General features: G+C 63.4%; 11 protein-coding genes. 6 read left to right on the top strand and 5 right to left on the bottom strand.

Features of this window, described 5'->3' with window-relative positions; all coding sequences use genetic code 11:
• The first annotated feature begins 149 nt into the window (after positions 1-149).
• A complete protein-coding gene (locus GY937_21135; GenBank protein MCP5059218.1) occupies positions 150-644 on the top strand; it encodes a pyridoxamine 5'-phosphate oxidase family protein in 495 nt (164 codons plus the stop codon).
• Positions 645-649: 5 nt separating this feature from the next.
• On the opposite strand, the gene GY937_21130 is transcribed toward GY937_21135, so the two are convergent.
• Entirely contained in the window at positions 650-1,624 is a 975-nt protein-coding gene (locus GY937_21130; protein ID MCP5059217.1) for a quinone oxidoreductase, read from the bottom strand.
• Between the two features lie 40 nt (positions 1,625-1,664).
• A complete protein-coding gene (locus tag GY937_21125; protein ID MCP5059216.1) occupies positions 1,665-2,474 on the bottom strand; it encodes a hypothetical protein in 810 nt (269 codons plus the stop codon).
• Positions 2,475-2,566: 92 nt separating this feature from the next.
• On the opposite strand from GY937_21125, the gene GY937_21120 reads away from it, so the two are divergent.
• Positions 2,567-4,780 (top strand): response regulator, encoded by a 2,214-nt coding sequence (locus tag GY937_21120; GenBank protein MCP5059215.1) that lies wholly within the window; start codon positions 2,567-2,569, stop codon positions 4,778-4,780.
• 99 nt (positions 4,781-4,879) lie between these two features.
• Positions 4,880-7,312, top strand: coding sequence for an aminotransferase class I/II-fold pyridoxal phosphate-dependent enzyme (locus tag GY937_21115; GenBank protein ID MCP5059214.1), 2,433 nt, complete (start codon positions 4,880-4,882; stop codon positions 7,310-7,312).
• Between the two features lie 5 nt (positions 7,313-7,317).
• On the opposite strand, the gene GY937_21110 is transcribed toward GY937_21115, so the two are convergent.
• From GY937_21110 to GY937_21100, 3 genes are all read right to left on the bottom strand, one after another.
• The gene (locus GY937_21110) at positions 7,318-8,226 is read right to left on the bottom strand and encodes a cation diffusion facilitator family transporter (GenBank protein ID MCP5059213.1); all 909 of its coding nucleotides are present in this window, start codon (positions 8,224-8,226) and stop codon (positions 7,318-7,320) included.
• 172 nt (positions 8,227-8,398) lie between these two features.
• Complete coding sequence (locus GY937_21105) at positions 8,399-9,805, bottom strand: hypothetical protein (GenBank protein ID MCP5059212.1); 1,407 nt, start codon at positions 9,803-9,805, stop codon at positions 8,399-8,401.
• 71 nt (positions 9,806-9,876) lie between these two features.
• Positions 9,877-10,236 (bottom strand): hypothetical protein, encoded by a 360-nt coding sequence (locus GY937_21100; GenBank protein ID MCP5059211.1) that lies wholly within the window; start codon positions 10,234-10,236, stop codon positions 9,877-9,879.
• A 96-nt stretch (positions 10,237-10,332) separates the two neighbouring features.
• On the opposite strand from GY937_21100, the gene GY937_21095 reads away from it, so the two are divergent.
• The 3 genes from GY937_21095 to GY937_21085 are packed head-to-tail and all read left to right on the top strand — an operon-like array spanning position 10,333 to position 12,215.
• On the top strand, positions 10,333-11,343 hold the full coding sequence (locus tag GY937_21095) for a glycerophosphodiester phosphodiesterase (protein ID MCP5059210.1): 1,011 nt from the start codon (positions 10,333-10,335) through the stop codon (positions 11,341-11,343).
• Between the two features lie 9 nt (positions 11,344-11,352).
• On the top strand, positions 11,353-11,805 hold the full coding sequence (locus GY937_21090; protein ID MCP5059209.1) for a DUF411 domain-containing protein: 453 nt from the start codon (positions 11,353-11,355) through the stop codon (positions 11,803-11,805).
• 50 nt (positions 11,806-11,855) lie between these two features.
• The gene (locus GY937_21085) at positions 11,856-12,215 is read left to right on the top strand and encodes a hypothetical protein (protein ID MCP5059208.1); all 360 of its coding nucleotides are present in this window, start codon (positions 11,856-11,858) and stop codon (positions 12,213-12,215) included.
• Positions 12,216-12,413 lie beyond the last annotated feature (198 nt).

Raw genomic sequence — 12,413 nt, 5'->3', positions numbered from 1 at the left:
TCTCACGCGCCAAGTCCAAGCCTGGCAAGACGATCGCAACCGAACGACGAAGGGCGTCGACTGGCAATTCACGACCCAACAAGCCCGCGTGAAACTGCGACGACTCTACCCCCAGCTTTTGGTGTGACAAGGGACTAGGAGATCTGACCATGGCGACCCGCTACACCGCGCTTTCTCCAGAACAACTCGATCTCATCCGGGAATCCAGGCTCTTCTTCGTCGCATCGGCCCACCCGGATCTCGAGCCCGGTCCGGAAGGCCAGGGGCCCGTCAACTGCTCGCCGAAGGGCAATGTTCCGCTCGCCGTGATCGACGAACGCACGGTCGCCTACCTCGACTACCACGGCAGCGGCAACGAGACCGCCCGTCATGCGGATGCCGAGGGGCCGATCACATTGATGTTCATGTCCATGGACGCGATCGACGCTGCGATCGTACGCCTCTACGGGCGGGCCGAGACCCAGAGCCTGGAGGCCTCCCCTTACGCCGAACAGCTCTTGAAGGACTGCCGACTCGAGAAGGGCCTCCGGCAGATCGTGGTGGTGCACATCGCTTCCACCCAGACGAGCTGCGGATACGGGGTGCCCGTCTGCGACTACAGAAATGATCGCGAAGCTTCCCAGCGAGGGCGACGCTTCAAGTAGCGCCTTCAGCCGGGAAGCAGGATGACCTTGCCGGTCGTTCTTCGGCCTTCCAGAGCGCGATGGGCATCCGCAGCCTCAGCCAGGGCAAAGCGCGCGCCGATGCGCACATCGAGCCGCCCGCCTGCGACAGCATCGAGGACCCCGCTCGCGCGCATTTCGAGTTCTTCCCGGCCAGCGGTGTAGTGCGCGAGGGAGGGGCGCGTCACGAAGAGCGAGCCGCCCGCGTTGAGGCGCTGGAGATCGAAGGGCGGCACCGGCCCGCTCGACTGACCGAATAGCGCGAGCAATCCTCGTGGACGGACGCATTTGAGACTGCCCTCGAAGGTCGCCTGGCCGACCGAATCGTAGACGACGTCGCAGCCACGCCCATCGGTGAAAGCAGCCACCTCGGCCTCGAAATCGAGCTCGTCATAGCGGATCACGTGATCCGCGCCGGCCTTGCGAGCGAGTTCCACCTTTTCCGCGGCACCACAGGTGCCGATCACTGTCGCACCCGCCTGTTTCAACAATTGGATCAACAGCAGGCCCACACCGCCTGCGGCTGCGTGTACCAATGCAACGTCGCCCTCATTCGTCGTCCGGCAGCCGTTGAGGAGATAGTGGGCGGTCATGCCTTGTAGCATGACCGCCGCCGCAACCTCGAAGGAAACGGCTTCCGGGATCTTCACGACACTCGTCGCCTGGGCGTTCACCGTCTCCGCATACGAGCCGGGCGCTGCGGCCCATGCGACCCGGTCTCCGACCACGAGCCCCTCGACCGACCTACCCATCGCCTCTACGACGCCGGCGCCCTCGAGCCCCGCGACGAAGGGGACGGGCCGCGGGTACGAACCCGACCGCATGTAGACATCGATGAAATTGACGCCTGCTGCACGCAGCGCGACACGCACCTGCCCGGGCCCGGGCTCGCCCGGATCGTGGGGCTCCCAGCGCAGCGACGACGCGTCTCCCGTCTCTCGAATGACGATCGCGTGACTCATCGATGCTCCTCGTACGCAAGGCATAGCAGCCAAGAACCGCCTAGCTGAGCTTCTCCGGATTCTCGAGAGATTCCTTCACCCCGGCTAGCGTGATCCCCGCGTACAAGCCGTCCTCGATCCGTTCGTCGTAGGTGTATCGAACGGGCAGCACGCGAACGCCATCGTGTCGCTGCTTCACCCGGCCCAGCATGGCAAAGGCGGGGCAGGTGCCGTGCTCCCAGAGGTGGTGGTAGCCGGGATCCATGTCGAGGGAGCCGAGGTTCGCGACGAAGACCGAGGTGAACATGGGATCACCTTCGATCATCGTTCTGGGGAGCAGACCGTAGTAGTCAGCGAGGTGGAGCAGCCCCATCACACCGCGGATCAGCAACGGGGGCAGGAGATCGAGCGCGAGCTTCATCTCCTTGTCGCTCGCGGTCTTCTCGCCCCCTCGTTGGCGGGTGAGCCGATCGAGAACCGCGTCCGTCATCTCGTCGAGGCTCTCGTGCTCGTCGAATTCCCGCTTCACGGTGAGCATCTTCGCCCCTTCCACGATTTCCTGGATCGCACTGAAGGTGAGCCACACTCCCGTGCGCTGCCAGAGACGGCCCCCTTTGGTGAAACGATTGACATTCGGCCGCGCATGAAAATTCATGGCCATCGAGCGAAGATAGAGGTGAAATAGCGTCATCTTGCGGTCGTCGGGGCGCTTCGCGTTTCGCTCGTCCAGGAAACGGAAGGCCGCTTCGACTTCGATCTCACCGTCGAAGTAGACGAGGGCTTCGCTTCGCCGCGGCGAGACGAAAGGCATGAAGCGGCGAATCATCGAAAGATCGCGAACCCGGGTGGCATCTGCACGACGTCCAAACATGAAGACCTCCAACGCTGGACAGCATAGACCCGATCCCTCGAAGAGTCGCAACCGAGGGCGAGGGGCTCTACCCTCCGCCGCGGGGGGTGAAGATGAGCGTTGTCGCGTGCAACGTATGCGAACCGCTGGTGGCGGAACTTCGCACGCGAGGCTTCGAGCCGGAACTGCTCGTCGAAGGGTTGTCGGTTGACGTTGCGACGTTGGAAGACCGTCGCAACACGATCCCCTGGGACACCTTCACCGTCCTTCTCGAGAGGACCGCGAAGCTTCTCGGCGGCAAGGAAGCGCTGGAAGACCTGGCGTTCCGCCACACCACGCGCAGCCTGCCTGGCTTCATTCGCGGGCTTCTGCCTTTCATGGGCGGTGCAAAACCACTTGTCCTGATCGGTGCACGCTGGCTCGGTCCGTGGATGTTTCGCGCCACCCGTGCACATTGCGAAGAACTCCCCGACGGACGCATCCGCGAGGTCATCAAGATCCTGCCACCCCATCGCTCATCACCGGAGTTCCTCTGGGCGAACCGGGGCATCATGCGAGCCGGGCCTCCGCTGCTCGGCTTGCCCGAAGCGGTGGTGGAATCGGAAGACGACGGACGCGATGCGGAGTACATCATCTCCCTGCCTCCGAGCCGCCGCCGATTCTGGCCCGTGCGCGAGTCGAAAGGCGGGCTGCCGGAAGGCCTGGCCGAACTCGGCTTCCAGCAGGAGCAACTTCGAGAAAGTCTACGACGGACCCGGTTCGCCACCGATGAGCTTGCCCAGAAATCCCGACGTCTCGACACCCTCGAATGGATGGCCCAGGAGCTCAACCGGACGACTGATCTCGGCCAGCTGGCAGAGCGCATCCTCCAGTTGCTGAGCCCGCAGCTGGGCCTTCTCGGCATCCGCCTGACAGCGCTGCATCAAGAGGACGAACTCGTGGGTGCTGCAGGGCAGATGCAAGGGCAAACGCTCCGAACGCTTCCTCTAAGGCAAGGCGACGCCGAGATCGGAAAGCTCGAGCTCTGGTACGCGAACGCGGAACGCGATCAGGAGGATGAAACCATGGTGGCATCGCTCTTGCCCTGGCTCTCGATCGCTTTGGCCAACGCCCACACGTTTGCCCTGCTCTCTCGGCAGACCACACGCCTTCAGGAAGAGATCGCAGAGCGCAGGCGAACCGAGGACCAACTCGAAAGATCCCAGCATCTGGATGCACTCGGCCGATTGGCTGGTGGGCTTGCCCACGATATGAACAACATGATCACTGCCGTCATCGGGTTCACGGCGCTTGCTGGCGATACCTTGGAGCAGGAGCATCCGGCTCGACGGGATCTCGAGGAGATCTCTACCAGCTGCGAACGTGCCACGGCCTTGCTGAGCCAGGTGTTGGCCTTCGCACGTCGACAGGTACTCGTGCCCACGGTGATCGATCTCCGCGAGGCTGTAGAGCGCCTGGTCCCCATGCTCGATCGGCTGATCGGAGAGCAGATCGACCTGCAGATCGTTTGCAGCAAAGAGCCAATCCCCGTATTGGTCGACCCGGGCCAGCTGGAACAGGTCGTCGTCAATCTGGTCGCCAACGCCCGGGATGCGATCGAAGCGACCGGCCACGTCAGTCTCGAGATACGCCAACTTCCGGAAAGCCCTGGCTTTCCGTACGGTGCCGCGCTGCTGGTCGTTCGGGATGACGGTTGCGGTATCGATCCCAACATCCAGGAGCGCATCTTCGAACCGTTCTTTACGACCAAGCCATCGGCGGAGGGAACCGGAATCGGGCTGTCTTCGGCGTTCGGCACCGTCACGCAATCAGGCGGCCAGATCGAGCTGGAGAGCGCGCCTGGCGAGGGCACGACCGTAAGCGTGCGGCTACCGCGCGCGAACTCGCTGCCTCCGCAAATCGCCGAGCCCAGGCCGGGAGCAAATGCTCCGGCACCGGGCGGCAACATCCTTCTGGTCGAGGACGACGAAGCCGTTCGACGAATGGCACGCCGAATCCTGGAAGCCCATGGCTACGACGTGGTCGAAGCCGCCAACGGACCCGACGCCCTGGCGATCTGCGAGACTCGTGAGCAGCCCATCGATCTGCTCCTCACCGATATGGTGATGCCCGAGATGGACGGAGGCGAGCTGGCACGCCGCACCCGCCGACTGCGCCCGGAGCTCCGCGCCGTACTGACCATGAGCGGCTACTCCAGGTTTGGTGCCGAAAACACATCGCCCCTGCCGGCGGATGAGGCTCGGCTGCGAAAACCGTTCACCGTGAATGAACTCCTGGAAAGCGTCGGCTGGGCATTATCATCTACTTCCGACCAGAAAACTGTGTGATTTCCACTACAGTTTCTAAGTCATTTTTCCGATGCGGTCTGTGCTTGAAACGAAGTTCCGAGGGCCATGGATGGGGGACTCCAACATGCGGAGTCCAATTTGGGCGGTTTCCAGCAACTTCTCGACCTGATCGATGACAATGTTTCCCATGGCGCACGGCTTGGCCTGACTCTTCTCGAAGCGGATGATGTGCCGCTCGATGGGCGCAGCATCCACCTCGAGGGTCGGCCGCGGCTCCAGTTCTCTTCGTGCAGCTACCTCGGCCTGGAGCTTCATCCCGCGCTCAGGGAAGGCGCGATTCGGGCGGTCGAGCGCTTCGGCACCCAGTTCTCTTCCTCCCGGACCTACATCTCCGCTCCTCTCTACGGAGCTCTCGAAGAGATGCTAGGCGAGCTCACCGGAGGCCACGTCATGGTGGCTCCGAATACGACCCTGGCAACGATCTCGACACTGCCGGTGATCATCCAGGAAGAAGACGCCGTCCTACTCGACCACCAGGTTCACCACACGGTGCAACTGGTGATGCCCCAGTTGCAGGCGCTCGGCATCCCGGTGAGCATGGTCCGCCACGGCAACCTCGAGAAGCTCGAAGAGAAGATTCGAGAGTTGCGCGGCAGGCACCGGCGGATCTGGTACCTCGCCGACGGTGTCTACAGCATGTTCGGGAATCTCGCGCCTACCAAAGCGCTTTCGATCCTCCTCGATCGCTACGAGCAGTTGAACTTGTTCATCGATGATGCCCACGGCATGAGCTGGACAGGAAAGCATGGTCGTGGCTACGCGCTCGAAACCCTGGGATCCCGAGATCGGGTCTTCGTTGCGATTTCTCTCAACAAGTCCTTTGGCGCGGGAGGCGGTGCCGTCGTCTTCCCGGATACGGAAAGCTGCCAAAGAGTGCGACGTTGTGGTGGACCGATGATCTTCACAGGCCCTCTTCAGCCACCGGTGTTGGGGGCAGCCCTCGCGTCAGCGAGGCTCCATCTCTCGGATCAGCTACCAAAGCTCCAAGCCAGGCTCCGGGAGCGGATCCGATTCGCGAATCGGAGGGCGAGAGAACTCGAACTGCCCCTCGCCAACCGGGCCGATGTGCCCATCCGCTTTCTGGGACTCGGCAGCCGCGATGGCGTCACGACGCTACTTCGAGCCCTTCTGGATCGTGGTTTCCTTCTCAATCCGTCGAGCTTCCCAGCGGTGGCCGCGCACCACGCGGGTGCTCGCTTCACGATCACCTGCCACCAGAGCCTCGACGATATCGACGGACTGCTCACGAACATGGCGGAGCTTCTTCCGCAGGCGCTCGAAGCCGGTGCCACAAATCGCGCCGAGGTCGCCCGGGCCTTCGGAATTGCACCGCCAACGGAGACGAGAGAGCGTCCCACGAGTCCGGGAGCCGGGCTGCGCCACGAGATCATGGACAGCATCGAGGAGATCCCTCGAGACGAGTGGGACGCGATGTTCGCGGATCGCGGCAGCTTCGACTGGGCAGGCTGCCGGACCATGGAAGCGCTCTTCAACCAGGATCGGAAGCCGGAAAATCGATGCAGTTTCCACTACGTCCTCGTACGCGACGCCGCCGGTGTACCGATCCTCGGAACGTTCTTCACGCGGGCGTTGATGAAGGACGATCTGTTCGCCGAACCTGCGGTCTCGAAGGCCATCGAGGCGCGCCGAGTCAATGACCCGCACTACCTCACCTCCCAGGTGCTCGCGATGGGTTGCCCGCTGAGCGAGGGCAACCACCTCTACCTGAACCGTGACGGCGATTGGCGCGGCGCGCTGCAGATTCTCTCGCAACTCATCGAGGATCTTTCGGAGAGCTCAGCGGTCGAGCTGATCGTCGTGCGGGATCTCCCGGCAGACGACCCTGCCCTTCGGGAAGAGCTGGAAGCCTTGGGTTTCCATGCAATCGCGCTTCCCACTTCGCTCGTGGCTCCGGTACCGGCCGATCGCGACGCGCTCCTCGCTTCCCTCAGCCGTCGCGGACGTCGGTTCCAGGCCGACGAAGTCGAGCCGCAGCTGGATCGGTGGAAGGCCCGGGTGGTCTCTTCCGATGAGATCGCGAACGACCGGGCGCTCTCGGCCCGCTTGTACCAGCTCTACCTCAATGTCCAGGAGAGGAGTTTCCACCTGAATACGTTTGCGCTACCGGAAGATCTGCTTGATGTGCTCGCGCGTTTCGAGGGCTGGGAGATGGTCACCCTCACGTTGGCCGACGAGCCCGACGCACTGCCAAGCGCCTTCTTCGCTGCCTACGTCGGGCGCACGACCTACGCACCCCTGATCGTTGGGCTCGACTACCGACGCGTGGCCGAGGACGGCGTCTATCGGCAGTGCATTCACCACGCTCTCGAACGAGCCAGATCCCACGGTGCCGACCGGACCCTGATGGGGATGGGCGCCGAACTCGAAAAAAGGCGCTTCGGTGCCGAGGGCATGGAACGTGTGCTCTTTGCTCGTGCGAAGGATCACTTCACTTCCGACGTACTCACGTTGCTGAGCGCGGATACGAACGTTGGGAAGAGGAGGCGGTAGGACCGTCAATCCTGGCTATCGGGCTCCATGAAGAGCCAGCCCAGCTCGGGAACCTCGGCACGCAGGTTTCGTTCCAGTTCGTTGATGTGCTCGATGGCTTCGCCAAGGCTCAGGCCCGGCGTCATTCGCAGCTTCGCAGCGAGCATGATCTGCGGGCCGACCTGCAGGGTGATGATGTTGAAGACTTCGAGGATATACGGACTGCGTTCGAGCTCCCGGGCAAGGGCGGCCGTCACGTCCGGATCGGCCGAGCGGCCGATCAGGAGGGTCGCGACCCGGCTCGCAATGAAGAGTGCGACGATCACGAGGAGAACACCGATCGAGATCGAACCGTAGGCATCGTAGATGGGGTCTCCGGTCGCCACCGCGACCGATACGAACGCGAAGGCGATCCCCAGACCGACGAGTGCGGCCAGGTCTTCGCCGAACACGACGACCAGCTCCGAGTTGCGCGAGCGGTACAACCAGTTCCAGAGGCTTCGATCGCCCCGGATCTTGTTCACCTCGACCAGGCAACCGCGCATGCTGATGGCTTCCAGGACGATTGAGAAGCCCAGCACGACCAGGGCAATCCAACCGTTCTCGATCGGTCCGCTTTCATGGAGCTTGTGCCAACCCTCGTAGAGGGAGAAGAGGCCGCCGACACTGAACAGCAACAGCGCAACGATGAAGCTCCAGAAATACGTGACCTTGCCGTAGCCGAGGGGATGCTCCGGGTCCGATGGCTTCCGTGCTCCCCGGAGCCCGAGCAGCAGCAAGAGCTGGTTGCCTGAATCGGCGAAGGAGTGGATCGCCTCGGCCGTCATGCTCGAAGAGCCGGTGTAGATCGCGGCAGCCGTCTTGGTCACTGCGATCGCCAGGTTGGCGAAGAACGCGTAGAAGATCGCCCGGACCGGATTGCTTCCGCTTGCCATGGCGCGCGAGTCTACGCCATGCCCCTTGGGTTACGCCGGTGGGCGGCGCCATCAAGCGCTCGCACGCTCGTGTCATCGCCGAATAGAGGAACCCCGCATTCGGGGACGTTCATTGCGAATTCGGGAAGCGGCGAGCCTTCCGAGGTTTCCAGTGAACGCCCCCGGCTCGCGTCTAGCGACAGTCGCGGGCAGTTCCTCGCCGGGCCCGGCACTCGGCAAGCCCCGCGGGCGGGCTGGTAATGGGTTGGACACCGGAGGGGATCTCGCCTCGCAGCAAGCGACCCGTCAGGATCTCGGTACGTCTCATCTGACCCCGGGCCTCGGCGTCGTCCGGTTCACCGCACTCCGGGCGCACGGGCTGCTGGAAGGTCGATTCGCCAAGGCCGACCACCTTCGAGCGCTTCAAGAAGAGTTCCCGGATGCCGGGCTCGGCCGCGCCCTCGAGCTGTTTCGAGAGATAGCTGCGCAGCTCCCAGGCACGCAGTTCCGAGAGGCATTGGTTGTAGCTCGGTGTGTCCACGGTGTCGGTACGACCCGTGATGTAGATCGGATCATTCGGACACTCGCGCAGGGCCTCGATCACCTTCGGCAGGATCGCCCTCACCTGGCGCGGACCCAACGCATCCTCACAAGCCCCAGGCCGTTCCTGCCGCCTGCGATTGGCGGCCAGACTCTCGGAGTAGCCCTCTGCCGAAGCGCCCTGGGCGCGCACGTGGCACAACGAATACTGGTTGAAGAGGAAGTTCAAGCTGAATGTGAGGCCCTCGCATTCGCCGATGTCGGGACCCACACCCTGCTCGCCGGAGCGGCCTAACATCACGTCTCGTACCAGCTGCAACACACCGCTACCACCGGATGCAGCAAAAGCCGTCACGACCTCCTCGCCTTTCCGGAAACCCCCGCAAGGCGTGAGCTGCCCGAGGTCGCGCATCAGCTTTTCACCCGAAACGGGATCACCCGGATCATCCTGCCCGACGTGCACGGCCCACAGGCAAACCTCTCCCTCACTGTCCGCGATCATCGTCTTGGCGAGAGCCAGGGCCTCCTCCTGCATCGCCTCGTTCGGTCCGCTGCCGTTGTCGCCAAGACCATCGCTCACGAGCACCACGGCTTTTCGCAGGGAACCCGCCCGAATGGCATCGTGAGCAAGGCGCAGTGTGTAGGGGATGGGAGTGAACGTATCCGTGCGCGACCGGAAAGCGTCCACGCCCGCTTGCAGCGAGGTCGCATCGAAAGCCGTAGCAGCCGGAGCGGTTGGCAAGAAAGCCGCGGACCGGAAGCCGGTAAAGGAAGCCAGGTAGTCGGTGGGGCTTCCGGCTCGGGTTGCCGAGTTCTCGGCGGGCAGCCCCGCTACGAAGGATCGCGTGAGCTGAGAACCCACTCCGAAGCTGCCCCGATCGTGCATGGTCCCGGAGCCATCGAGGAGAACGACGACTTGGTGGGTGATGCGCACCTCACCATCACCGAGAGTCACTGGTGACGAAACCAGGGAAGGAAGCATCGGAGGCTCGGCAGGAGTCGCGCAGGTGATCGCGATGGCGAGCAAAGGCAAGGCAGCGATCCGGTACCAGACATGCATGGGGTCCCCTCCAACAGGTGCCGAATGGAGTTTCAACTCACCGGCTTGATAGGAAGGGATACCTGTCCGGGCTAGAACTGCCAGCGCCCATTTGCGAATGGAAAGAGATGGCGCATGGGGCGGGTGTGCAGCAATCGACACGCGGCGGAGCGGCCCTTGGGGCAATCGTACATCGAGCGCTCGTAGCGGAGGACACCGAGATAGGGCAGCTCGGGATCACCGGTCGTCTCGACCTCGATGCGGTAGGCGCCCCCAAATCGCCAGACCGGGGCACCACCCACCCGGGCGTTCTCCATCCAGGCTTCCGCGAAGCTCGCGAAGGAACGCGTGGCCTCCTGGGGGCTGGGGACGATGGAGCCAGCGCGGACACCTGAAGGCGCCGACAAAGCGAGAACGGCGGTGAAGAGCAGGATCCGGCGTAGATGTGTCATCGAGAATCCCCAGCCTTGCTTCAGCCTGGTGTAGCCGGGGGGCGGCTGGGCGCAGCCTAGCGCGGCTTGGCATCTCGTTTCCAGTACGCTGGCTTCGTGTTCGCATTCCAACGGTTGCCGTTCATCGCCGCCGCGCTTCTGGCTTGTGCCGGGCCTGGCGCACAGATGGACTCGACTCCGCGGAGCTTCGTCGACGTGCAGGGCCATCGGGGTGCGCGGGGCCTGCTTCCGGAGAACACGTTGGCCGGCTTCGAACTCGCGCTGGCCCTGGGCGTCACCACCCTCGAACTCGATCTCGGAATGTCCCGGGACGGGATTCTCGTCGTCACCCACGATCCGCGCATTTCATCTTCGCTCTGCATCGCGCCGGGTGGATCCCCCGTTCCAACGCTAGGCCCACTCGTGCGCGAGCTTTCGCTGGCTGAGATCCAGGCCTTTGATTGCGGCAGCCTGAACCCGGATGCGAGGCGGTTTCCGGAGCCGCCGCGACGCGCCGTGCCCGGTGCGCAGATCCCCTCCCTGGTCGAAGTACTGGATCTCGCGAAACGCATCGGAGACGATCGCGTGCAATTCAACATCGAGGTGAAGACCGAGCCTGGGAGCAACGAAACGCCTCCTCTCGAGCCCTTCGTCACCAGGGTCGTAGAGATTCTTCGGAGCCGGGCGCTTCTTCAGCATGCCACGCTGCAATCCTTCGATTGGCAGGCCCTTGCCATCGGGAAACGCCTCGAACCGGAGCTGCGGACGGTAGCCCTGCTGGCAGACGACACATTGGACGCCGATTGGCTCGCGGGGCTGGCTCCCTCCGAGCATGACGGCGTGCTGGGGCTGCTCCAGGCCGCGGGTGATTTCGTCGACGACTTCTCACCGAGTTGGCGAATGCTCCTGCCGCGCTTCGGCCGCGGGATTCCGATCCGACCCCTTCAGCAAGCGGGATTTCGAGTGATCCCCTGGACCGTGAACGACGAGACAACGATGCGACGCGTGTTGTCTCTCGGCGTCGACGGGATCATCACCGACTACCCGGATCGTCTTCTGGCGCTGCTGCGCGAGCTCGAAATCCCAGCGGGAACGGGCCTGATCGCCCCATCGCAACCCGCTCGCTAGGCTGGTGACATGATCCAACGGTTCCTCGCAGCCAGCCTGTTCAGTATCGCTCTCTCGCTCCCGATTCTCGCGGAAACGCCAGCCCTCAAGGTCTACAAATCTCCGACGTGCGGGTGCTGCGACGCCTGGATCGAGCATCTGGAGAGGAGCGGCTTCCGGATCGAGGCCGAGAACCGAAGCGACATGAAAGCGGTGAAAGCCATCAACGGCATCCCGACGAAGCTCAGCTCTTGTCATACCGGTTTCGTCGGCGGCTATTTCATCGAAGGCCATGTACCGGCAGCAGAAATCCAGCGCCTGCTACGAGAGAAGCCGGCGATCGCGGGTCTCAGCGTGCCGGACATGCCCATCGGCTCGCCGGGCATGGAGGGCCCGAATCCCGAACCCTACGATGTGCTGGCCGTCGACCATGACGGCAAGACCACGATCTGGTCGTCCCACCGCCCGGACCACGCCCACTAGCCGTCGGGGCTACGCTCTCGCCAGGTGAGCTTCGCCAAGGAGAGCTTTCTATGACGGATTTCCGAACGCCGGTAAGCCTGGGAACCACGGGGCTCCAGGTTGGTCGTCTTGGTATCGGTTCGAGCTTCGGTGCATCGACGAAGGTGATCGAAGATGCCGCCGAACGCGGCGCGAACTATCTCTACTGGGGCTCGATCCGACGTCCCGCGTTCGGCCGCGCCATGGGCAACCTCGCCCGGCGCAACCGGGAAAGCGTCGTGCTGACCATCCAATCCTACTCGCGGGTCGCGGCCCTGATGGGCCCCTCCGTAGAGATTTCCTTGCGCCGCATCGGCGTCGAGTACTTCGATTTCCTGCTGTTGGGTATGTGGGATAGCCGTCCGTGTGTTGGCGATCACGAGAAACCGTAGAAATCTGATCATCTAGCCGTGGTCGCGCGCGAGTGCTGGTTTCTCGTCAGAACGGCGAATCGGTGTCGAGTTCGCGATCGAGAGCCGCGAGGTAGTGTCTGATCTGGCGATCGAGCTGGGAAGCTGCCGTGAGGAGGTGGAGAGCATCGCGCCTTGTACGTGAGGGTTCGATGGCCCAGTAGGGGGCCGGGGCTCCGT

The organism is bacterium, assembly GCA_024228115.1.
Taxonomy (GTDB): domain Bacteria; phylum Myxococcota_A; class UBA9160; order UBA9160; family UBA6930.
This window is presented reverse-complemented; position numbering and strand designations above follow the sequence as displayed.